Genomic DNA, 24949 nt, shown 5'->3' on the forward strand with positions numbered 1-24949 from the left:
TTAATTCAATTCTATTGTAATGCCACCGCCTTTTACTATCCGGCTTCCGGCAGGGACAGATTGTCTCTTCACTTTTCCCTCTCCTGTCAGATTGACTCTAAGTCCGGCATTCTCCAATAAATATACGGCATCACGCGCCCCCATACCTATAACGTTAGGAACAAGGCCTTGTTTTACGGAAACATTATCTTCCAATATGATACCTCCTGACACAGAATCGTTCTTCGTTTTTATCCAATCGATATTACCGCCTGAGAATGTATAATTCTGGTCCAGTTTTTTCAATACAAATTCAGTATTCTTCAGTAATCCTCCCTTAACTACGGGAATCAATGAGTTTACTGTGTCTTTTGGTGCGGGCAGAGGTGTAGAAACCAAATGCTTAGTGTAGATACCTTCAGCTATAGACTTGAATACCGCTCCTGCCATAAGCCCTCCCGATGGAGACCCCTGCGGCCTGCGTATACCTACAAAACATGTGTATTTAGGATCTTCTGCGGGGAAATATCCGCAGAACGAAACATAGTAACCTTCATATCCTCCCCTGGATGCAATCATAGCTGTACCCGTCTTGCCTGCCGACTGGAAAAGAGGAGAACCGGCTGCTTTTCCCAGACCATCGGAAACTACTCCCCGAAGCATTTCCTTTATCTGGCCTAATGTTTTCTCGGAACATAATGCCGGATTGATGACTTCGGTTTCGAACTCTTCTTTCACTTTCCCGTCTTTCATGAAGGCCCTGGTAAGGAAAGGCTTTATCATCTTCCCATTATTGGCGATGCCATTGTAAAACATCAGCATGTAAATTGGCGGGATCTGTGTCTCATAACCGAACGACATCCATGCCAGAGTCGTTTTTGACCACGGATTTGCCTTATCATCAGGCATACGGACTATGGATGTTCCTTCTATACCCTTCAGAGGTACGTCCCATTCTATTTTCTTTGTAATACCTAAGTCACGGATATGTTGCGCATATTTCTGAGGATTATTTTCATAACCCTTCAGAATCATTTTAGTCATAACAACATTCGAAGAGATATACATACCTTCGGTAATAGTCATAAACTCTTTGCGTCCGCCTGTACGCCAGTAATGATCGCGGACAACCCGTCCTTTATATTCGAAAAGCCCGTTGCCGACACGCACGGAGTCATTCGGCGTAACGACCCCGTCTTCGAGGGCTACCATCACCGATACGGTCTTGAATGTGGAACCCGGTTCGGACATCCAGGAAAATGCGTTCGGGTTTCCTTCGGCGTACACTCCTTCCGATACCCTGTCGAGATTGGTTATCGCTTTTATTTCGCCGGTAGCTACTTCCATTACAATAGCTACACCTGATTCAGCCTTTGTTTCAGCCAATTTGCCGTAAAGGGCTTTTTCGGCCATATCCTGGATATCCACATTCAGAGTGGTCTTTATATCCCAACCATCAGTAGGTTCTTCCAACACTACATCTATCCATCGGCCCTGTACACGCTCACGTGTTTTCAACCCGGGCACACCTTTGAGTATCGAATCATATTTCAACTCCAAGCCACTGGCGCCCCCGTCTTCAAAATCTTTAAAGATGGAGCCTACGGTTCGTCCGGCCAATCGGCCGAAAGGTTTCAGGCGCATGGTTTTTTCTTCAGTGAAAAGGCCGCTCCTGTTACTACGCTGATTGAAGAACGGAAACGTTTTCAATTCTTTCAGGTCGACATAGTTTATATCGGGACGAATAATTCTTACATAACGGCTTCTTACTTTTACCTTCTTGTTGGAACCACTTTTCCGGTTGCGCTCCAGTTCGTCCAGTTCTTTGCGGCTAAGAGCCCAGCCATCTAATATTATCTTTTTATATTGGGCGGCATTTCTGTCCGGAAATTTTTTAGCTAACTCCTGAGAAAGAGGGGTTACGTACTTCATCAGCGTATCTTTCTTTATACCCTCCGACATGAAATCGACATATACGCCATATAAAGGTTCGCTGGTTGCAAGCAGGCGGCCGTCGTCAGCATATATATTTCCGCGGTTGGGACGTATCTCCCTGTCTTTCTTCACAGTTTCCTGCTTGCCTAGTTCGCGCCATTCGGGCCCTTCCGCATATTTGATTTTGAAAATGCAGACAATGATTGCTATAAACACGAAAGACATGAAAAAGACAATCCAACCGTAACGGCTGACTGCTACATTTTTCATTGTTCCTTCTGATTTCTTTGCCATATCCTTTTTCCGAGAAAGTCTCTTCTATTTCTTAATTTTATAAATCGGCTCCTTGGTTTGCTGCAAGTCTACTCCGTTCTGCTGAATCAAAGATTCGACTTTCGACTCCCGGCTCACCCCCATCAACTGCGCCGCAATAGTCAATGATTCGAATTTCGCATCTTTCAGTTCATGCTGCAACGACTCTATTTGTGACCTTTTCTCTATACAACTGTATCTGTTACTTATGTATAAGACCAGAATAACAAAAACAGTGATAATGAAACGTGCATTCTTCCAGAAGAAGTCCTCTGTGAGAACTGTCCCTCCCAGAATATACATCACTTTCTTTTTTATATCTTTCGCTTTCATTCCTATTACAAGTCCTATGTAATTTATTTACAACTTAAATTTTCTCTGCTATCCTTAGTTTAGCGCTTCTCGAACGCGGGTTCCTTTCCTCTTCTTCCCGTGAAGGCACAATTACTTTATTGTTTATCAGCCTGAATGGTGTTTCGAAGTTGCCGAAGAAATCTTTTTCCACCTTCCCTTCAAAGTTACCCGTCTTAAAGAAATTCTTCACAAGCCTGTCTTCCAGAGAATGATAAGTGATAACAACCAGACGGCCACCCGGCTTCAATATATCGAAAGCCTGTTCAAGCATTTCTTTCAGGGTTTCCATTTCCTCATTCACCTCTATCCGGAGTGCCTGAAAGGCCTGAGCCAATACTTTCTTTTCTTTTTCGCCTCTTCCCACAAAGGAATTCAGCGTATCCAGCAAATCACTTACTTTTCTGTAAGGTTTTTCTTTCCGGGTCTTTACAATCGCAGACGCAATGCGCCGCGACTGCTTAAGCTCACCATACAAGTAAAAAATGTCAGCCAGCTGCTCTTCCGGATATGTATTCAGGATCTGCGCTGCCGTTTTCCCTGCTTTTTGATTCATGCGCATATCCAGATCACTATCTTCGAAACGGAAAGAAAACCCACGGCCTTCGGCATCGAAATGATGTGATGACACACCCAAATCGGCGAGTATCGCATCCACTTCTTCTACGCCGTGATATTTAATAAAGTTTTTCAGAAAACGGAAATTACTTCGGATAAATGTGAATTTACTATCTTCCTGTATATTATTGATAGCGTCTTCATCCTGGTCGAAAGCATACAGATGCCCATTTTTATTAAGGCGGGAAAGAATTTCCTTTGAATGTCCGCCACCGCCGAATGTTACATCTACACAAATACTGTCGGTACGTATATTCATACCGTCCACACTTTCGTGGAGTAGTGCAGGTGTATGGTATATTTCAGTCATGATTAGCCGTTTTGAGAGTCGTTGTTCATTAATGCCTGAATGCGGGAACTGAAATCGTCTGCCGGAATAAGCGTCTTCTCCAGTCCTTCTTTTGCCCATATCTCAATTGTATTATCCACTCCCAGGAATCTTACATCGGATACGATACTTACCATCTGGCAATATCGCTTCGATATCAGGATGCGCCCGTTTGCATCTATATCGAGACGTTCGGCATCGACAACAAACTGTCTGAAAAGAGCCTGCTGCTCTCCGTCCCACCTGTTTAAGCGCGAACGTAATTTCGCCACTTCTGCTTCCCATACTTCCACGGGATAGAGTACGAGACAATCCTGAAACAGATCTTTTCTGAGTATCAATGTGTTCTGGGCAGAAGATTGAAGTATCTTCCTAAAAGCTGCCGGAACAAAGACCCTCCCCTTTGTATCGATTTTAGCCTCTATATTACCCAAAAACTGAATCATTAACACTTTGAATTTTAACAATATACAATATGTGACGTAAAGGTATGAAAATAATACACTTTTCCCCACTTTTCCCCACTTAAAATTGACTAAAAGTTTTCAACAGCCCTGTTTGTAAGTTATTAACATGTATATTGAATTGAGTATGTTCAACTTACAATATTTTATCAACAGGTTATCAACAGTTTGTAAACAGTTGTTTATCAGAGCTGTTTGAACATAATATTAATTTGTTGTTGAGCATAAATATTGGATTGTTTTTTGTTAGGTGCAATCAAAGATTGCTTGTATTCCTCCATAGAAGAGATATTCTATTGAAATGAAGTGAAGTTGATAAGAATCCAGCCTTAAAATATAACTACTAATTCACATAAGTAATAAGTTACATCTGTGCTAAGTGCTGATTATTAACTTTTTGAGATTCTTGTGGAGGTAATCCATATAGATCAACAGCACAAAAAGTAATAAAAGAAAAACCGGAAAGGTGTTACTTCTATTACTTTTTATATCAAGTTCTTTTTTATAATAGAGCAGAACTTATAGCTGCCCAGATATTCATATATAGAAAAGATTATTGCCAATCGATGAAGTCGAGTGAAACTCTGTTGAGGAACGCCACTGTTTTATGTATCTCTTTGTACATCACAATGTCGTCATTGATAAAAGCTACTTCTTTCCTGTATTCTTTAAGAAAATTCTCGAGTATCGGCGACGTTTTTGCAGGACGGCGGAAATCTATTCCCTGCGCTGCATTCATCAACTCTATTGCAAGAATATGGTTCAGGTTATCCATTATCTTGAATAATTTGACAGCTGCATTTGCTCCCATACTCACGTGGTCCTCCTGTCCGTTGGACGATACGATGGAATCGCTCGATGCCGCATAGCAGTACATCTTATTCTGGCTAACCATCGAAGCGGATGTATATTGCGGAATCATAAAGCCGGAGTTGACACCGGGGTTAGCGACAAGAAATTCAGGCAATCCGCGAAGGCCCATAATCAATTGAGCCACACGCCGCTCGGAAATATTTCCCAGCTCTGCTAATGCAATAGCAAGAAAGTCGTAAGAGAGAGCCAATGGCTGCCCGTGGAAGTTTCCACCCGATACGATCTTGTCCTCATCAGGGAAGATAGTGGGGTTGTCGGTCACCGAGTTTATCTCCGTCAACAGGACTGATGCCACATAGTTCATCGCATCCTTTGTGGCTCCGTGGACCTGCGGAATACAGCGGAAAGAGTAAGGGTCTTGTACGTGTGCCTTTTCCCGTGAAATAAGTTCACTGCCTTCAAGTAGTTTGCAGAAGTTGGCTGCTGTGTCGATCTGCCCCTGATGCGGACGCATCTTTTGTATTCCTTCATAGAACGGATCGAGGCAACCATCGAAGGCTTCCAGTGATAAGGCTGCTATCAAATCCGCTTTTTTTGATATGGCAAATGCGCGGAGCATGGCGAATACACCGTTAGCACTCATAAACTGTGTACCGTTGAGCAATGCCAGCCCTTCCTTACTCATCAGGCGGATAGGTTTCCAGCCGAATTCATCCAGTACGCTCATTGCTTCACGCTTTTTACCCTGGTAATAGACATCTCCCGCCCCAATCAGAGGGAGGAATAGATTAGCGAGTGGAGCCAGGTCTCCCGATGCACCAAGTGAGCCACGGTCGCAAACGATAGGAATAATATCATTGTTGAAAAAGTCGATGATACGCTGAACCGTTATTACCTGTACACCGCTATATCCAAGAGACAGGGCATGAGCTTTGAGCAACATCATGAGCTTAACAATGACCGGAGATATCTCTTCGCCTACACTGCAGGCATGCGATTTCACAAGATTCTCCTGCAAGCGGGTAAGTTCGTCGGGAGATATGTTCTTGTTGCAGAGCGAACCGAACCCTGTGGTAATACCGTACATAGGCGTTTTCTGCGACTTGATTTTTTCATCGAGGTAATCGCGGCATTTCTGGATACGATCTTTAGCTTCGGGAGCTAGTTCCAGTTTCAGATTCTTGTTTATGATTTGCTCCAGTATTCCGAAGGTTAGTTCACCTGAACCGACATAATAGACGTTCTTCATAGGTTATAGTGTTTTATTTACCTTTTCCAGCAAAGCTTGTTCTTTAGCCACGGCTGCCTTTTCCAACTGGCCGCATTCTTCTTTCATACGTGCGACATACTCTTCATCTTTTAATGCGGAGAGATTTATCTTCACGTTCAGTATCGCGCCTAATACAGCTGTACGTGCAGCCATCATACTTACGCAAGCATCTGTTATGGCATTCTGGTTACCATGTTCGGCGACTTCTTCTATGACCTCCATTATGGCAAAAGCTTTACGCGCGACATCCATAGGTACTTCGGCAGCGATTTTAGTAGTAGCCTGTATCTGTTTGCTGCGCTCGGTCTTTTCTTCGTCTGTTTCTTTCGGGAGTTTGAATGCTGCAAAGACTTTGTCATATGCATCCGAATCGGCATCTATATCATGGATAAAGAGTGCGCGATAGTTGTTTGCCGATGCTGCTATCTTCTTCATCATTTCTTCTTTATCTTCATATTTCTTCTTGCCAATGGTAAGGTTAGCAACCATTTCGGCAAGGGCTGCCGAAATTGCGGCATTCAATGCGGCAATACTACCTCCCCCGGGAACAGGATCATTGCCGGCTGTTTGGGATAGGAATTCTTTAACTGATAGATTTACAAGCATGGTATATTTGGTATTTCAAGATTTCAGGTTTCAAAATTTCAAGATTGGGATTTTTGAGTCTGAAATCTTATGGTTATTATAATTGTTTGTTTTTTAATCCGTTAATTTCTGATTGTTTCAAGTATTTTATGAAGTTGGATAGAGATTGGGAAATTATCATCGCTTTCTGGTAATGAATCTCAAAAAATTCCTTAGTTATATAATTTACATCTAACGCTCTATATAGTTGGCTTCTAGTTTCTCCGCACGAACCTTTGGCAACATATAAGAACTGAATAAACTCTTTACGTCCATCACGTTCAAATCCTTCAGCTATATTATCCATGATTGAACCGGTAGAACCTCTTATTTGGTCTCTCAATCGAAAATCTTTAGCAAACTCTCCTTCATTTGTCAATTGATAAATATCTTTTGCAAATTCCCGAGTCAGTTTCCAAACATCTAAGTCTTCAAATCGTTCTATCCTTGCCATTTTAATGCTTTTAATTTTGAAATCTTGAAACTTGAAATCTTGAAATAAGCTGTCCCTTTTTTATCACCTTTTCCACAATATTCATACCTATATGATATGGCAGAAATTTATATGACGGATATTCCAGAATAACCAGATCGCCCTGTTTTCCAATATCTATACTACCGATTTTATCTGCTTTTCCCACTGCTGCCGCTCCGTTTATGGTTAAAGCTGTCAAAGCTTCTTCGGGAGATAGCTGCATATAGATACAGGCCAGGGCAAACAGCAATGGAATAGAGTTCGTAAAGCTGCTCCCCGGATTCAGGTCAGTAGCCAAAGCCACTGCACAACCGGAGTCTATCATATAGCGTCCCCGCGCATAATGTTCTTTTAGAGAAAATGCGGTACATGGAAGCAATGTTGCCACTACTCCGCTCTCTGCCAAATCCCCGATTCCCTTATCCGAGGCTTGTAGCAGATGGTCGGCAGAAAGGGCTTTCAACTCGGCGCCGAGTTCCGCACCGCCCAGAGTGACAATCTCATCGGCATGTATTTTCAATTTGAAACCCAGATCACGGGCAGCGGTGAGATACCTGCGCGACTGTTCGATATCGAATACATTCTTCTCACAAAAGATATCACAGCATTCGGCAAGTTTTTTTTCCTTTACTTCGGGCATTACTTTTTCAATCATATAGTCAAGGAAGTCGTTCTCCCGCCCTTTATATTCCGTAGGGGTAGCGTGCGCACCCATAAACGTACTGACAATATCTACGGCGTGTTCTTCATTCAACGATTTCATAACCTCGAGTTGCTTCAACTCGGTTGCCTTATCCATGCCATATCCGCTCTTTCCTTCAACGGTAGTAACACCCATTGCCAGCATGCTGTTGAGACGTTTCCGGCCCGAATTTTTCAATTCGTCGAACGAAGCATTGCGTGTCGCGGTCATCGTGTTGTGAATACCACCTCCACGCTCCATGATAGACATATAACTATCGCCACGCATACGCCACGAGAATTCTTCTTCGCGGTATCCTCCGAATATGAAATGGGTATGGGAATCCACAAAGCCAGGAAGTACAGCCTTACCCGTAGCATCGATAATTTCATGGTTAGGAAAATCTGATAGCGGCGGGCAATTAGCATCCTTTCCCACATAGGTGATGATGCCACCGGAAACGATAACCGTTCCGTTCTCTATTACTGAAAGGTTGGACATCTCCCTTCCTTTCTTTGCTGAGAACCCGCTACAAGTAACCAGTTGCGCTGCGTTCTTTATGATGATATTCCCGTGTTTCATTCTGAATCTTTAAATTTTGAAATTTAAAATCTTTAAATCCTATTTTATTCCATCAGATGGGTTTCCAATACCTGCTTTGTAGAAAAGCCTTCCAGCCCGAGGTAATAGGCAGCCGTATCTATCAGCGCATCCATGGGAACAAGGCCGATAATTTCTGCTCCTACAATACTTACCCCGTAGCGGTTAGCCTCGACGCGTACCAACTCGTGGGCACGGTAGATAGCTGTCTTCGTAAAATCAGTCAGGTTCATCGATACCTGTACAATACCCCTGTCGGTAAGCTCCACACCCATAGCTTTACAAAAGCGAAGTCCACCGCCGAGGAAACGTACTTTCCTGGCAATAACATCGGCTATTTCGAGCTTATCAGTATTCAGGTTCACATTGTAAGCCACTAACGGCATGCGTGCGCCTATGACTGTAGCCCCTGCTGCCGGGTGCGGTTGTGCAGGACCAAAATCAGGTTTCCATTCGGGTAATTGCATTTTATCTTTCAAGCCTTCAAACTCTCCCTTGCGGATGGCCGCGAGGTTTTCGCGATGCGGGGCGGACGCGCTTTTTTCATATAGATAAACGGGCAGGTTGTATTTGTCTACTACTTCTTCAGCCACTTCTTTGGACAGATTGATCGCTTCTTCCATCGATACATTACGAATAGGAATAAACGGTATCACGTCTACCGCACCCATACGCGGATGCTGACCTTCATGATGGTTCAGGTCGATAATATCCACTGCAATGCTGATGGCTTCTATTACAGCTTTTTTTAGAGGCTCCGGTTCGCCTACTACTGTTACTACCATGCGGTTATGGTCTTTATCTGTACTGTAATCGAGTAGCTTTACGCCTTCTTTTGCACGGAAAGCATTCGCTATCTTTTCTACCTTTTCCAAGTCGCGCCCTTCGCTGAAATTAGGCACGCATTCTACGATTTTGTTTGAACTCATGGTATGTTGTTTTTATTCTTTAGATTCTTTCCCCAATTTCTCATAATCGTCCCTTGTCATTATAACAAGCGATTCATTCTCACAATCCCATATACTTATATAATTCTGCGACATTACAATATGCTGCTTCCAGCCGGCAAATTTTGCATAAAGCATCAACGTGCATATATCGGTCGCAGTAATGAATTCGTCTGTACCTGTGGCATGGGAATGTACAGATGCAACAGCGTCTTCATCTTCATCAAATTTTATAGGAATCAGATTGCGATGAAGCTTCTCCTTTTCTATCATATTATTGTCGTTGTCAAATGCCATCAGGTAATCATTACCAAAGAGGACAGTTCCCGTTAATTTTGGAGCAGTCAGGGCATATACTATCTTTTCTCCTCCTTTATTTGTCGGAATCAGGTTCAGACTGGTATTGTTATAAGCCTTAAATAATGTATCCCGCTGCACTTCTTCGAAAGCTTTTGTACGAATGGTGTATAGTTCTTTTTCAGAGGCCTTGAAATCCCTTTCTTTAAAATCTATTGTGGCCGTTTCCACTATACTGATATCACCAAAAGACACAACACCGAGAACTTTCGGATTATTCCCTTTGGAAAAGACCAGGCACTTGGGTTTATTACCATCCATAAAGGAAAAGTAGCCTCCTATCCGATGGGGTTCTTTATAACTTTTGGAGAATATATCCGTTCCGTTCCAAGCAGTTTTTTCCAGCTGATAAAGGTATTTTCCTTCTATAGTGATATCTATGGCCACTTTAGCCAAATCCAGTTGGGAAAAAGAGTTTAGTGAAAGGAACAATAATATAGGAACTATCAGTTTCTTCATTATTTACAAAGTTGTTTTATATATTCATCATCTGCCAGATAAGGCATCGTGATATGGTATCCTTCTTTATGGGATTGGTTGAATGATTCACAGGTCTCTATCGCATTTCCATTCCTTGCCCACGAACGACGGGCAACACCTCCCATCACATCCCACAACATAGATGAACGAATAATATCGTCGATTCGTTCACTTCCATCGCAAACTAATCCGAATCCTCCGTTTACCGATTTGCCGATTCCGACACCTCCTCCGTTGTGTAGGGCAATCAGACTCATGCCCCGGGCGGCATTTCCGGCAAAACATTGTACAGCCATATCAGCCATTACATTACTGCCGTCTTTTATATTTGCCGTTTCACGAAAAGGAGAATCGGTACCGCTTACATCGTGGTGATCGCGACCAAGCATGATCGGACCTACTTCTCCGTCGCGTACCAGCTTGTTGAATCGCAAAGCAATATTCATACGCCCCATAGCATCCTGATACAGTATGCGCGCCTGTGTGCCCACTACCAATTGGTTTTTTCCGGCATCACGAATCCAGTCGTAATTATCCTTATCCTGTCCTCTGCGTGCAGGGTTTATACATTCCATTGCCGTATAGTCGGTTTTAATCAGGTCTTCGTGTTTTCCACTCAAACATACCCAGCGAAACGGACCGTACCCGTAATCAAATAATTCAGGCCCCATAATATCCTCGACATACGACGGCCAGATAAATCCGTCTTTTTCATCTATCCCGTTTTTAGATATCTCCTTCACTCCGGCATCATATATAGCTTTCATAAATGAATTTCCATAGTCGAAGAAGTAAGTTCCCCGGTTTACAAGTTTGCGGATAACTTCGAAATGGCGTCTCAGTGAGGTATCTACCAGCTTCCGAAATGCAATCCTGTCTTCTTTCAATAAACGGGTACGCTTCTCAAATGTTATTCCGGCGGGGCAATATCCCCCTTCATATACTGCATGGCATGAAGTCTGATCTGACAATAAATCGATGTGTATCTGATTTGTGTACGCATATTCAAGCAGATCGACAATATTACCCAGATAGGCTATCGAGCAAGACTTTCTTTTTCTTTTGGCCGCTTTGGCTAATCTAAAGGCTTCGCCTGCATCCGGAACAATATGGTGTACCCAACCCTGATTATAACGGGTTTCTATTCTGGAATAATCTACTTCGGCAGTAATCGACACTGCACCTGCTATATCGGCGGCTTTAGGCTGAGCGCCGCTCATACCCCCGAGACCGGAAGAAACAAACAAGTAACCATTCAGGTTTTTGTTCTGTGAAATGCCCAGTTTCAACCGTCCGGCATTCAGCAGTGTATTGAATGTACCATGTACAATTCCCTGAGGACCTATGTACATCCATCCTCCGGCCGTCATCTGTCCATAATTGGCAACGCCCATCTGTGCGGCAATCTCCCAATCAGCCTGATTATCGAACATACCTACCATCATCGAATTGGTAATGATAACACGGGGTGCATCCGGTTTTGATCTGAACAAACCTAAAGGATGACCCGATTCAATGACGAGAGTTTGCTCTCTGGTCATTACTTCCAGATATTGTATTATCAGGCGGTACTGCATCCAGTTTTGGCAAACCTGTCCGGTTTCACCATATGTAACCAGTTCGTAAGGATAAAGAGCTATATCGAAGCACAGATTGTTATCTATCATTACCTGAAATGCCTTCCCCTCTATACAGTTTCCTTTATATTCATCTATCGGCTTCGGATAAATATCACCCTGTGGGCGGTAACGATAGCCATATATCCGGCCACGGGTTTTAAGTTCTTCCAGGAATTCGGGGGCCAGAGTTCCGTGAAGTTCGTTAGGTATATATCGCAAAGCATTTTTAAGAGCCAGTTCTGTTTGGGCAGGAGTCAGTTTATATCCCCGGTCGGGAGCGCGGCGTATTCCGTCAACGAAAGGCGGGTATGCAGGTAGCTGGTTATTGAGTCTGATTTCCATGATTATTGAGTTCTTAAGGTCGCAGACCGATTTATTACTTTGTTAAGTTTAAATGCAGCGGAGAGTTAGACTTAAATAGTATATCTATATCATTAAATTCTTTCTTCTTCTTAATTGCATTTTTCGAAGATAAGATTTATATTTTTTCCAATGAAAATATTTGATATATTTCTAAGCATGTTTAAAGACAAATTTCATTTTATAAAAGAATATACCAGAAGTTTTAACAATGAAAAAAGCCAACGATACAGATCATTGGCTTTTATTTCTATCAAAATGTCAGGATTCTTCTATTTCAGGTTTTGAAGGTATTCCGAGAGATTTATATCCCTGTCGAGATTCATTTTCTTTCGTAATCTGTATCTGTTCACCTCTACCCCACGTGTAGATATATTTAATAAAGGAGCGATCTCTTTAGTTGAAAGGTTCATATACAGGTAAGCACACAATATTTTATCATTCCTGCTCAATCCCGGAAACCGTTCATCCAGTAGTCTGAAGAAATCCTGATGTACAAGGTCGAAATTGGACTTGAACACTTCAAAATCAGTATCATGTTCTATATTGCTATTGATCTGGCTTATAAGCCTTACTACTCTTTGTTTTATTATATTTACTTCTTTTTCTTCGTCAATAGATTTTGAGATACTCAACGCATTCTTTTTAACATCTTCCAGTATTTCATTCTTGCGGATTACATTTAGCATATATCCGCTGAGTTCCTGTGTCTTATAACGCAATTCAGACTTCAGGTTCTCATTCTGAAGTTCATAAATTTCCTGATCCTTCAGCTTGGTTTCTTCTTTATGGCGCTTGGTTTGCGCAATTAATTCTTCACCTTTCTGGTATATTATCTTCTTTTGTTTACTGATTGTCTTTTTATATAGAACAAATAAGAAAATAATAATTATCAGGAAATACAATATATATGCCAATGAAGATCTATACCATGGGGGCAAAATCATAAAGCTGATAGAGGCCGTATTTGTCGAATCCGCATTCCCGTTTACAAACGCTTTTACTTCAAATACATACCTGCCTTCTGACAGGTTTGTATATTCTTTCGATGCGATAGGTGAGGGCAGGCTCCATTCGTCATCTACGCCTTTGAGCCTGTATACATAAAGGATATCGGATGTTTGAGTGAAATCCGTTGCAGCAAAATTTATTTTTATGGAATTTAAAGAATAGGGCAGAGAGACAAGCGCCGTGGCTTTACCTGTGCTGATAACGCTATCATTCCGGCTACTGGAAAGACTCTTTATATACGTCTTTATATTCTTCAACTTGTGAATATCTTTGGTTAAGTCTATTTTTATGAAAGCATTGTCTACAGATATAATTGCGGATTTCGTATCGGGTAAATATACATTTTCATGATTTATTATCAATTCGTTGGATAATCCCCAATTGTATATAGAAGCAGTATAGCCGCCTGGGGTATATTGTCTGAATTTCAATTTGCTATCCGATACAAACCAGATATTCTTGAGTTTATCTATATAAAGAAATTCATAATACCGGGAACCTTCAAGCATGGATTCGAGTTGTGTATATTTGTCGAAACTATCGGTGATACGGCTATATTGGTAAATACCGTCCAGCCCGCAAATAATAAGATTATTATCAACTTTCCGGAAAAACAGGTTTTCACTGGTTCTGGAATTTCCAAGTGTATATTCTTTCCTGCTGGTTATAGCGTTGAATACAGAATCAAAAGTTATCTTTTCTACCCTTTGTTTATCATTTACCAACCAAAAGCTATAAGGATTTTCGTCATCTTCGATAAATCCCCGGCTCGAATTGTTAAAATTTTCTACTCTGTGCGAAGGTATCCACCTGCCGTCTTTTTTCTTTATAATATCCAGTCCGAAATAACTTCCCGCTATCAGTTTATCCTTATCCGGTATCAGGGGGTGGGTTTCCCAAATACCCGGAATATTTATTTTATATGTCCTGTCTGTGCTTATAACCATAATACCATTATCACCCGAGCAAAAGAGTGAATTATCATACTCCATTATTGACCAGATTTGACCCTCCGATCCCTTTATCAACCCGCAACTACCATCCGGAGCTAATTTATATAATCCCTGATTAGTTCCCAGATAAAATTCATTCTTATAAAGAGCCGAACAATATCCGGTTCCAATGGGAGATACAGTAGCATAAAGATGGCTTACAGGAGTGTTCAGGTCTATGAGTCCGATACCCTTGTCGAGTCCCAGCCAGAGATTATTGTCTTTATCAAAAAACGAACTTAGTATTGTGTTGTTTTTTAATCCGTTATCGAGATTGTATATTTCTTTGAATCGTGGATTCTTTAAATCGAAAAGCAGCATTCCGCTCTGTACCGAGCCCAGAGCAATGACCGAGCCCAGAATAGAAGTACTGAACAACTGGTTCGTGGCGATGAAGTCATCGGCGACAGAATGTACCTTTTGTATATCGTTGTTGTCGAGCAGATACAATCCGAACTGGGCGGTTGTTACCAATAATCGTTTCTCATACGGAAGGATGCTGACAAGCTTATGTGACTGCAATGGAGATGATGTGGAGAGAAACTCCATTTTATTGTCTTTATCAAGGAAATAGACTCCGGCTGTGGTGCCTACATATAGCTTTCCGTCTACTATACCCGAACAGTCTATTTTTTTATCTATAGCTATAGTTCTTATCCCCAATCCGTCCTTGTACATATGTATATGCATGTCGCTGACAAAATATATAATATTGTCGTTCTGCAATATTCTCCATACTTCTCCGGTCCAACCGGTGATTTTCTCGGACAGTGATCTGTATTCCAGAAACCCCATATCATTGGGGGAGAAGTAACCGAATTCCGAACTTCCTCCTACAAATATTCTGTTATTGACAATTTTTAACGAACGTAAAATTCTGTTTCTGATTGAATATAAGGACCAGTTAACCCCGTCAAATTCCAGTAATCCGTTATTATTCGCACAATATATCCACCCGTTTTCAGACTGGTCTATCATCCAGTTCTGAGGTCCTGCCTCATACTGGGTCCGTTCGTAATTAATGACTTTTCTTTTCCATATAGGGTTTGAGTAACTATATGCCGGTATAAGAAAAGCTATGATCAGAATATATATATATTTCATATTGACTTAAGATATATGCACAAAAACCTTATTCCAAATAATTTTTTCAACTATTTGGAATAAGGTTTCCTATTTTCGGATAATACGTATTTATTCTCTCTCTCTCTCTCTCTCAAAAAGTGCCTAATAACCAAATTATCAGCAAGTAAAATGGTAAAATAAAATGATGTATTATCCAATTTTTGTCTCATTAATATATAAATCGTTATCTATAATACCTGGTTACACATCTTATTCTTATGACTGCCAACGACTGGCCGAAGTGTCTAAAATAGTCATAATCTGAATTATTCGCTATTCAAACAAATTTACTTAAACGACTATCTGAATAGTAGCGAATTCAAATATACAATATTAATTGTTAAAAAAACACATGAGAAGAATTTATTTACATAAATGTCTATTTATCAGTCATAAATGAAAACTATGTAGTAGTGTTGTAGTATTCATTTATACTCATTTTTGAGTTTTTGATGTATTAAAAAATTATAAAAAAAAATAGAACAGGAGTATGTTTGCAACAGATTCTTTTAAAAGGCTCTAAAAACCATAAATTAAACCAAACCTTAAATTAACAATCATGAAGAGAGAACCCATCTTTTGGAAAATGTTATTTATTCTTCCTTTATTTCTTTTTTCTTCCCTGGCTGTATTCGGACAGACGTCTGAAATAAAAGGAACTGTAACAGATGCAGCTACAGGAGAAACGTTAATCGGTGTATCAGTCTCCGAGAAGGGGACCATAAACGGCACTATGACCGACCTCGACGGTCAGTATTCTATTAAAGTTCCATCCGGAGCTACTTTGGTATTTACATATGTCGGATATGTAACTCAGGAAAGACCTGCTACGGGAGGTACAATAAATGTCGCTTTGAGCCTGACACAACAAATGCTCGATGAAGTAGTGGTTATCGGCTATGGTGTCCAGAAAAAGAGTGTGGTTACTGCCGCAATCAGTAGTGTGAAATCTTCTGATATAGAAAAACTGACGCCTTCCCGCATAGAGAATGTCCTGAAAGGACAAGTATCCGGAGTACAGGTTACACAAGGCTCGGGACAGCCGGGCAGCGGCTCCACTGTCCGCATACGTGGTATAGGTACTACAGGCAACAGTGATCCTCTGTATATTATAGACGGAATGGCCGTAGATGGAGGTATTACTAACCTCAATCCTTCCGATATCGCATCAGTGGAAATATTGAAAGACGGTGCTTCGGCTGCCGTATATGGTTCACGTGCCGCCAATGGTGTTGTTCTGGTAACAACCAAAAGCGGAGTAGCCGGAAAACCTAAAATCAGCTACGACATGAGTTATGGATTCCAAAATCCATGGAAGAAAAAAGCTGTCCTCAACTCGGAACAGTACATGGTATTGGTTAATGAATTGTATTTAAACAACGGGGAAGCTCTACTCTACTCATCTAAGGACATTGCCGATGCACGGGCAGGGTTGACTCCGAATACCGACTGGCAGGAAGAGGTGTTCAATAAAGACGCTCCGGTACAAAATCATCAGATCAGTATCTCTGGCGGAAATGATAAACTTTCATATTATCTGTCTTTCGGTTACTTCGATCAGGAGGGTATTATCGGCGGCAACTATAATGCTTCAAATTACAAACGCTGGAGTGTCCGCAGCAACAATACCTACGAAGTATACAACGCGGAAAAAGAGCGCAGCTTCCTTAATAAATTGAAAATAGGTTCAAACGTGACTTATTCCCGAGGCAAAAAAATAGGGATAGGTACAAACGATGTATTCGGTACAGTATTGGGTAGTGCAACGACTCTGCCCCCTAACCTGAGCGTATATCTGTCGGAAGATGATGGAAAAGCATTACTCGAGAAACATCCGTATGCAGTTAAAGCAAAAGACGGACGTGTATTAACTCCGGCTCCCGCTTATTTCCAGGAGATCCGGAATCCGATTGGTTTGATGTTACGTCCCGACAAGAGCTACGATAATGAAGACAAATTCATCGGAACGTTCTGGGGCGAATTAAATCTGTATAAAGGCTTGACATTCAAAAGCAGCTACGGATTCGACCTTGCGTTCTGGGGCAATGATGGCTACAGATTCCCTTATTATCTGTCGGATAACTCGGCTGCATCGAATGAAGATCCTGCAAAATCGGAAATCTGGTCCAGTATGAACCGTGGGGCTGCATGGCAGATCGAAAATACATTGAACTATAATTTCAAAATAGGCGAAGACCATTTTTTTACACTCCTTGCAGGACAATCGGCACGTGAATATTCCGTACGCGGACTTAGCGGCAGCGGATACGAGCATATTTCTTACGACCCTTCTATGATGGTGATCGATGCCACCCGTGGCGATGCTACAAAAGGTGGCCGCCGCAGTGGAGGTAGTGCATCCAGCACAACTCTGGCCTCTTATTTCGGGCGTTTAGATTATAACTTTGCCGAGCGTTATATGCTTCAGGCAACAGTACGCCGCGATGGCTCCGACAAATTTGGTAGTAACAACAAATGGGGAACATTCCCATCTTTTTCGGTAGGTTGGAATGTACTTAACGAACCGTTTATGAAAGATATTACTCCTGACTGGTTCCACAATATGAAGCTGAGAGGCAGCTGGGGTGTCAATGGTAACCAGAGGATCGATGCCTATGCATACATGAGTCTTATGGATGGTGGGCAAAACTACTATTTCGGAGACAATATGTACTATGGTATAAGCAGCGGCCGCCTTCCAAATCCCGACTTAAAATGGGAAGAAAGCAAACAAACCGATATAGGACTCGATCTAGGCTTCCTGAGAAATTCCCTTACACTGACAGTAGACTATTACAAGAAACGCACTGTGGGTATGCTTCGCGAAAAGCCAACTCCCAGCTACGTAGGATTGAAACCTCCTTTCGCCAATTCAGGTACAATGGATAATTCCGGTTGGGAATTTGACGTGAGTTACCGTGGCGAAATACAAGACGTAAACTTTGGTGTAAAAGCGAATGCATCTTATATGAAAAATACATTGGTGGATTACGGTAATGCCAGCGGAGAGAATTCATGGGGAAATGTTGGCGCAGCCGGTGTTGAAAACTTCATCTATCAAAAGAACGGAATGCCTAGCCCGTATTTCTACGGATATCGTACCGATGGAATATTACAGACCCAGGAAGAAGCCGATGAATATAACTTCAAATACGGAGGGAATGCCAAACCGGGTGATGTACGCTTTAAAAACCTCAATGGAGATGATAAAATCGACGATGAAGACAGAGATATGATCGGTAAGCCAAATCCGGACTGGACATTTGGTCTTACTCTCAATGCAGAATGGAAAGGACTCGACTTCTATGCGTTCTTCCAAGGAGTTACTGGAAATGAAATTTTCGATATATCAAAACGTTCGGATATTCCGCGACAAAATCTACCGGCATGGATGCTCGACAGATGGACCGGACCGGGTACATCAAACAAGATCCCTCGCCTTGTTGCAGGTGAAGACAATCGCAACTGGCGCGCATCCGACCTGTATATCAAAAACGGTGCATATTGCCGTTTGAAAAATATACAGTTGGGATATACAATTCCGGCATTCATTACACGAAAAGCCAGCATTGACCGCCTTCGTATATATGTAGCGGCCGAGAACCTGCTCACCTTTACCAAGTATGATGGTTTTGACCCTGAAATCGGAGATGGAGATATGGGGGTTGACAAAGGCATCTACCCACAAGCACGTACTATAACATTAGGCGCCAGCATTTCCTTCTAATTAAGAACCATGAAAACAATTACAAATATGAAACATATATTTTCGAAAAAAGGCAAATATACAATGCAACGCATTTGTACATGGGGACTAGGTGCTCTCCTTCTGGCGTTGCCCTCTTGTGGCGAAGACTTCCTTACTGTCTATCCTACAAATCAGGTTGCAGCAGGTGCTCCTGCTACAAAAGACGTGATTGAACAAATGCTTACTTCTTCTTATCAGATTCTTTTGATGGATAACTATGCAAATGGGTCCATTGCCAGCGTGACTATTTTCGGAGATTTCCGTTCCGATGACATCTACAAAGGAGGAGGTGATGCTACCGACCAGCCGGCTTACTATTATATGTCACAATATAAAAGCAACTCTGTAGATATACCTACAGGATGGTGGAGCATCTATTATACAGGGCTACAACGTTGCAACAGTACACTGCAAGCCTGTGACAATGCAATAAGCGGATCAGCCGCAGAAATAAGCCGGCTTAGAGCAGAAGCACATACGCTGCGGGCATACTATGTACACCTACTTTGGAAAGCATGGGGTAATATCCCTTATTATGATGTCCCGTTGGCGCCCCCTTATCTGGCTCCTCAACTTTCTGCCGACGACGTGTATCAGAAGATCATCGCAGACCTGGATGCCGCCATTAATACAGAAGAGTTGCCAATGAATACTACAGGGGCAAATGCATCACGTGTCAACAAAGCAATGGCTATGATGACCAAAGCCCGTGTGGTTATGTACCAGAAAGACCAGACGAAATATGCTCAGGTGCTTGAAGATATGAAAAAGATCATTGGTAGCGGAGAATTTGATCTGATCAAAAAAAGTCCTGATACAAAACTCACTGATAATCCGATAGAATGGATGTTTCTCCGTGAAGGCGAATTCTGCAAAGAATCTATTTTTGAAAGTAACCAGATTTCGGAAGGTAAGACATGGGGCAACTCCTGGGTTGGATATGGAAGTTATCTGCCCAGGGTAATTTCCGCACGCTCTCTTAAAGATTCGAAAGGCATGTTTGCCTTTGGCTGGGGCTGGTGTCCAGTACAACCGGATGCCTATGCCATTTTCAACGAATCTGGAGATTATCGTAAAGATGCAAGCGTTATCCAGTGGCCGAGTGGTACATACGAACCTGGTTACCAAAATACCGGCCTGTTCTTACGCAAATATACTGCCCGTGTGGGATATAACCAAAATACGACCGGAGATGCAGACCTCAATTTCGAGAATAATACCCGTATATACCGTTTGGCAGAAACCTACCTGAATGCAGCAGAACTTAGTTTCTATGCAGGAGGAGAAGGAGCGGCAAAACCTTATCTGGATGCCATCCGCGACCGTGCCTTCGGAGATGTGAATCATCGCATACCTGCTACCCTTAATAATATCAAACTGGAACGCCGCCGCGAACTATTCGGTGAGGGCAACCGCTTCTGGGATCTTGTACGTTGGGGAAGCGATGAAAAAGGACGTGATATAAATACTGTACTTTCTGTAACCGACGATACATACAAGATGAACCGTACATGGGATGATACAAAAAAATATCTGCCATTGCCTAAAAACGAAATTGATGTTACCAAGGGTACAGAATTTGAAATAAAACAAAATCCCGGATGGGAATAATTATTCAAAATGAGAATCATTATGAAAACATTAAATAATTTCCACATTAAATATAAAGATATGGTACGCAATATTACCACCGGGATCATAGCCTTGTGCTTCCTGCTTACGGCCTGTTCTCCCCAGGAGGATGACAGCTATAAACTCGGAGGCTCACAGGTGGAGATACCTCAAAACGTAAAGATAACCGCAGTTGACAATGATAATGAAGTAGTTATCACTTTCGATCCTATGACCATAATAGATGGAGATGATGTGCTGGCTGTGCAATTCTCTTCTGCCGAAGCAGGAATTAATTTTACTGTAAAAGATGCCAGTACAACCGTTCTGAAAAAGAAGGTATACCGCAGCGGCGAATATACCCTCTATGTAGCTGCAATAACACGGGCAGGAACAGGCACGCCTCGCGAGATACCATTCACTGTTGCTAAAAACCTGTTGTTGGAAACGTTGAGCGAAAGTGTACTGCCGGAAGTCGTAAAATATGGTATTGACGCTACACATCAGGAAACATTCTACAAGAATGAACTTTACATTGAGGAGAACAGTATTATTACACTTGCCGGCGCAATTGGCAATGATGATGCAATTGTGAATCTCGACTTCTTTGTAAGGGAAAGTACAACTACAGCTAAGTTTGTTGGTAAAAGCGGAGTATATTCTATCTATTGGAACCCTGTGCGCAAAAATGTTATTGTTGAACCTATTACTGCAATAGAAGCTCCTGATTATTATGTATTCACTGGTGTTGGCATTGGCTATCCAACTACTGTATCGTCGGAGGATATTAAAGCTGCTTATGGTGCGGGAGACGGACGTTATACGACAGAATGGGACCCGGGTAAGAATATTCGCAGCCGCGTTGTAATGCGTAGTACCGGAGAAAATACATATCAGGCAACTATCTGTATTAATGAAGGTGCTGCATTTAAACCGTTCTCCAATACAGGATGGGCAGGCGAAATCAAAACCGCAGCGGCCACATTCACAGGGTCTGACATAATTGATAAGACGAAAGAAAACGACTGGGTTCCTAATGGCAATCTTGATAAAAACGCTTATTATCGTATAACAGTGAACTCTTCAACGAAGGCCGTAGATATCAAGAAAGTGAGTGCAACGGGTGAAGTGTTGGAAGATGTAGAGATAGACCCGGATGCTCCTGTCGAATCCAGCATATTTAGTATAGCAAATGCTAAAAGCCAGGAAATAGCAGGTGAAGCGATCTTATCTATGTACTACACATTGAAAAAAGGAGATGAATATACACCTAACGGAGGATTGGCGAAGGCTCTATTTAATGTTGATTTCTTTGAAAAGGTAGCCGGGGGCAAATTGAAGTTCTTAGGAGAAGATGGTGATTATCGACTACTCTACAATCCTATCCGTAACAATGTGATTGTAAGTGTAGATGAACCTCAGCCTAATGATTACATATTCATCGCCGGAGTAGGACTAGGCTATCCTACAAAAGTATCTGCTGCTATCATCAGTTCGGTTTATTCCGATAAAGGAATAGCAACCCTTGAAAATTGGGGATTCTCGAATGTGATGGAATATATATTATTCCGTAAAGTAAATAACAACATCTACCAGGCAACTGTAATGATACCTTTCGAGAAAAAATATTGGGGAGAAGGACCGTATGCTTCATTCAAAGTTTATACCGCCACATCTACTGAAGCCGCAAATGAAAAAGGTGCGAAATTCTTCTCCGAAGCAGGAGGTATTACAGGAACTGCTACCGGTATAGTTACAGAAATCCTTGACATTCCGGAAGACAACAATATGGATATTTTTGCAAAATTACCGGCTGCCACATTGCGTATCACAGTTGATATGAATGCAAAATCGATGAAAGTAGATAATATCGTATTACCATAAGTACAAAACTAAATCATTCTTCAGTAAGGCATTCAATGCCTTACTGAAGAACTTTAACCCAATAATAATGAAACATATCCTTATATTCCTATCAGCCCTCCTGCTATGTTCTTTATCCGCTTGCGCTAAAGATAATTTCAATGGAGAAGAAGAACCGGAGAAACCCGATGGATATGCTCCTGAAGGCTACAGCCTGGTATGGAGCGATGAGTTCGATAATACTTCCAACGGGTTACCGGATAATAAGTGGTGGTTCGAGACCGGCAATAACGGCTGGGGAAACAACGAACCCCAATACTATATCGACAGGGTATTGGGAAATGATACCGTAGCTAAAGTACGCAACGGAATGCTGACCATCACAGCTCATAAACTGACTACACCACACGAAGGGGCCGATATCATCTCGGCACGTATGAATACAGTAGAATCATGGAAATACGGCTACTTCGAAATGAGGGCTAAAGTCCCCGGAGGAAAAGGTACATGGGCAGCCTTCTGGATGATGCCGAAAAACTTTCAAAGCTGGCCTCTGGACGGAGAAATCGACATTATGGAATATGTAGGCTATCGTCCGGATGTGACACAGGCCTCGGTACACACCAGGGATTACAACCACGTAGCAGGTACAGAAAAGACAGCTACACGCACAGCTCCGGGAGCCGAGCGCAAATTTTATACTTACGGGCTGCTCTGGACAGAAGATAAGATAACAGCCTATATCGACGGTGTCGAATATTTTTCATTTGCCAATGATCATGCGAACAATAAGAACACATGGCCGTTCAATGAACCATTTTACCTGAAATTAAATCTGGCAATAGGCGGCAACTGGGGAGGGTTGGAAGGAATCGACCCTGATATATTCCCTGCCCGCTACGAAGTAGAATATGTCAGAGTATATCAAAAAGCAAAATAAATTATATGAAATGTATGATCAATATATCAATCCTGTCTCTTACCATCGCCTCCTTATTTGCATGTAGCGACAGTTCCGAGAATCCGCCGGCTGAAGATCCGAAAGGCGACGTTTTAATGTATGTAACTACCGGCAACCGCTCGCAGGATTTCAAGAAACAGGCTGTGGATTTCAGCAATGAGCAGTCCGCGATGTCTATCACATTGAAACCCGTGGAACGTTTTCAGACAATGGACGGATTCGGGGCCGCCGTGACAGGTTCCAGCGCATTCAACCTATTGAAAATGACGGCTGAGGACCGTAAAAAGTTTCTGACAGAGACATTTTCACCTACGGAGGGAATGGGATACAGTTATATCCGTGTTGCCATCGGTTGTTCCGATTTTTCACTGAGTGAATACACCTGCTGGGACGATGAGGAGGCCGGATTCGGGCTGACCACGGAAGAAAACGATTATGTCATTCCTGTATTGAAGGAAATAATCGCTATCAACCCCACCATAAAGATACTGGCATCTCCCTGGACTTGCCCCATATGGATGAAAGAGCGGGTAGACGATAATCCATGGACAGGCGGACACCTGAAAAAAGAGTATTACGGAGACTATGCAGATTATTTCATCAAATGGATACAGGCGTTCAAGGCTCAGGGAATAAATATTACATCAGTTACTCCGCAGAACGAACCTTTGAATGATGGCAATTCGGCATCTCTCCATATGGATTGGGAAGAAATGGGTGAGTTTGTCAACCTGCATCTGGCTCCCAAGATCAAGGCGTCGGGATTAGGCACAAAAGTCTATCTGTACGATCACAATTATGATGTAGCCGATTATCCGCTCAATATTTACAAAAGCGGAATAGACAATGACGTTGTGGCGGGAGCGGCGTTCCACGATTACGGAGGGCAGATAGATGCGCTTAATTACGTTCACGAGCAAGCCCCCGACAAGGAACTTATTTTTACGGAAACATCTATCGGAACATGGAACAACGGGCAGGATCTCTCCGTACGCCTGATGGCAGATATGGAATATGTGGCTCTGGGTACAGTGAACCGCTGGTGCAAAGCCGTGATTGTATGGAACCTGATGCTCGACAGCGATAAAGGTCCTAATCGTCCCGGAGGTTGCCAGACCTGCTATGGCGCGGTAGACATTTTCAGGGGTAACTTCAAAGATATTAAAAGGAATTCACATTATTATATCATCGGGCATCTGGCTTCAGTAGTGAAACCGGGAGCTACCCGGATAGGTTCGGAAGGTAATACCGAATCGGGCATTATCTATTCGGCTTTCGAAAATACCGATGGTACATATGCCTTGGTACTGATGAACAATACCAGCGGAAACAAAAAGATTACGGTAAACAGTGGGGCTAAAAAGTTTACTTACGAAGTTCCTTCGAGAGGTGTAGTCTCTTATCGTTGGGCAAAATAGAGCCTC

At 42.3% G+C, this 24949-nt stretch carries 17 protein-coding genes; 5 read left to right on the plus strand and 12 right to left on the minus strand.

The features are described from left to right. The 12 genes from ACYQ3L_RS04865 to ACYQ3L_RS04920 form a co-directional block, all read right to left on the minus strand. Positions 1 to 2208 carry a penicillin-binding protein gene (locus ACYQ3L_RS04865; RefSeq protein WP_379994652.1) on the minus strand — a complete coding sequence of 736 codons (2208 nt, stop codon included), beginning with the start codon at positions 2206 to 2208 and terminating at the stop codon, positions 1 to 3. A gap of 24 nt (positions 2209 to 2232) precedes the next feature. Continuing rightward, complete coding sequence (locus ACYQ3L_RS04870; RefSeq protein ID WP_006799050.1) at positions 2233 to 2559, minus strand: FtsL-like putative cell division protein; 327 nt, start codon at positions 2557 to 2559, stop codon at positions 2233 to 2235. A 34-nt stretch (positions 2560 to 2593) separates the two neighbouring features. Further along, positions 2594 to 3505 carry a 16S rRNA (cytosine(1402)-N(4))-methyltransferase RsmH gene (gene rsmH / locus ACYQ3L_RS04875; protein ID WP_379994650.1) on the minus strand — a complete coding sequence of 304 codons (912 nt, stop codon included), beginning with the start codon at positions 3503 to 3505 and terminating at the stop codon, positions 2594 to 2596. 2 nt (positions 3506 to 3507) lie between these two features. After that, positions 3508 to 3969 carry a division/cell wall cluster transcriptional repressor MraZ gene (locus tag ACYQ3L_RS04880; RefSeq protein ID WP_379994649.1) on the minus strand — a complete coding sequence of 154 codons (462 nt, stop codon included), beginning with the start codon at positions 3967 to 3969 and terminating at the stop codon, positions 3508 to 3510. 571 nt (positions 3970 to 4540) lie between these two features. Next, a complete protein-coding gene (gene hutH / locus ACYQ3L_RS04885) occupies positions 4541 to 6049 on the minus strand; it encodes a histidine ammonia-lyase (protein WP_379994648.1) in 1509 nt (502 codons plus the stop codon). A 3-nt stretch (positions 6050 to 6052) separates the two neighbouring features. Continuing rightward, positions 6053 to 6676, minus strand: coding sequence for a cyclodeaminase/cyclohydrolase family protein (locus tag ACYQ3L_RS04890; protein ID WP_379994647.1), 624 nt, complete (start codon positions 6674 to 6676; stop codon positions 6053 to 6055). A gap of 76 nt (positions 6677 to 6752) precedes the next feature. Next, a complete protein-coding gene (locus ACYQ3L_RS04895) occupies positions 6753 to 7148 on the minus strand; it encodes a four helix bundle protein (protein WP_379994646.1) in 396 nt (131 codons plus the stop codon). Between the two features lie 10 nt (positions 7149 to 7158). Then, positions 7159 to 8433 carry an imidazolonepropionase gene (hutI, locus tag ACYQ3L_RS04900; RefSeq protein ID WP_379994645.1) on the minus strand — a complete coding sequence of 425 codons (1275 nt, stop codon included), beginning with the start codon at positions 8431 to 8433 and terminating at the stop codon, positions 7159 to 7161. A 44-nt stretch (positions 8434 to 8477) separates the two neighbouring features. Further along, on the minus strand, positions 8478 to 9380 hold the full coding sequence (gene ftcD / locus ACYQ3L_RS04905; protein WP_379994644.1) for a glutamate formimidoyltransferase: 903 nt from the start codon (positions 9378 to 9380) through the stop codon (positions 8478 to 8480). Positions 9381 to 9392: 12 nt separating this feature from the next. Then, entirely contained in the window at positions 9393 to 10214 is an 822-nt protein-coding gene (locus ACYQ3L_RS04910) for a hypothetical protein (protein WP_379994643.1), read from the minus strand. Next, positions 10214 to 12196 (minus strand): urocanate hydratase, encoded by a 1983-nt coding sequence (hutU, locus tag ACYQ3L_RS04915; protein ID WP_379994642.1) that lies wholly within the window; start codon positions 12194 to 12196, stop codon positions 10214 to 10216. The genes ACYQ3L_RS04910 and hutU overlap by 1 nt, the downstream gene beginning before the upstream one ends. Before the next feature lie 290 nt (positions 12197 to 12486). Continuing rightward, on the minus strand, positions 12487 to 15321 hold the full coding sequence (locus ACYQ3L_RS04920; protein WP_379994641.1) for a helix-turn-helix and ligand-binding sensor domain-containing protein: 2835 nt from the start codon (positions 15319 to 15321) through the stop codon (positions 12487 to 12489). Between the two features lie 580 nt (positions 15322 to 15901). Between ACYQ3L_RS04920 and ACYQ3L_RS04925 the strand changes: the two genes are divergently transcribed. The 5 genes from ACYQ3L_RS04925 to ACYQ3L_RS04945 all read left to right on the plus strand — a co-directional run bounded on the left by ACYQ3L_RS04925 (position 15902) and on the right by ACYQ3L_RS04945 (position 24943). Then, positions 15902 to 19069 carry a SusC/RagA family TonB-linked outer membrane protein gene (locus tag ACYQ3L_RS04925; RefSeq protein WP_379994640.1) on the plus strand — a complete coding sequence of 1056 codons (3168 nt, stop codon included), beginning with the start codon at positions 15902 to 15904 and terminating at the stop codon, positions 19067 to 19069. A 27-nt stretch (positions 19070 to 19096) separates the two neighbouring features. After that, positions 19097 to 20701 (plus strand): RagB/SusD family nutrient uptake outer membrane protein, encoded by a 1605-nt coding sequence (locus ACYQ3L_RS04930; protein ID WP_379994639.1) that lies wholly within the window; start codon positions 19097 to 19099, stop codon positions 20699 to 20701. A 21-nt stretch (positions 20702 to 20722) separates the two neighbouring features. Then, the gene (locus ACYQ3L_RS04935; protein WP_379994637.1) at positions 20723 to 22585 is read left to right on the plus strand and encodes a hypothetical protein; all 1863 of its coding nucleotides are present in this window, start codon (positions 20723 to 20725) and stop codon (positions 22583 to 22585) included. Positions 22586 to 22652: 67 nt separating this feature from the next. Further along, a complete protein-coding gene (locus ACYQ3L_RS04940; RefSeq protein WP_379994636.1) occupies positions 22653 to 23504 on the plus strand; it encodes a glycoside hydrolase family 16 protein in 852 nt (283 codons plus the stop codon). 14 nt (positions 23505 to 23518) lie between these two features. After that, the gene (locus ACYQ3L_RS04945) at positions 23519 to 24943 is read left to right on the plus strand and encodes an endo-1,6-beta-glucanase (RefSeq protein WP_379994635.1); all 1425 of its coding nucleotides are present in this window, start codon (positions 23519 to 23521) and stop codon (positions 24941 to 24943) included. Positions 24944 to 24949: the final 6 nt, after the last annotated feature.

The organism is Dysgonomonas termitidis (genome assembly GCF_054657735.1).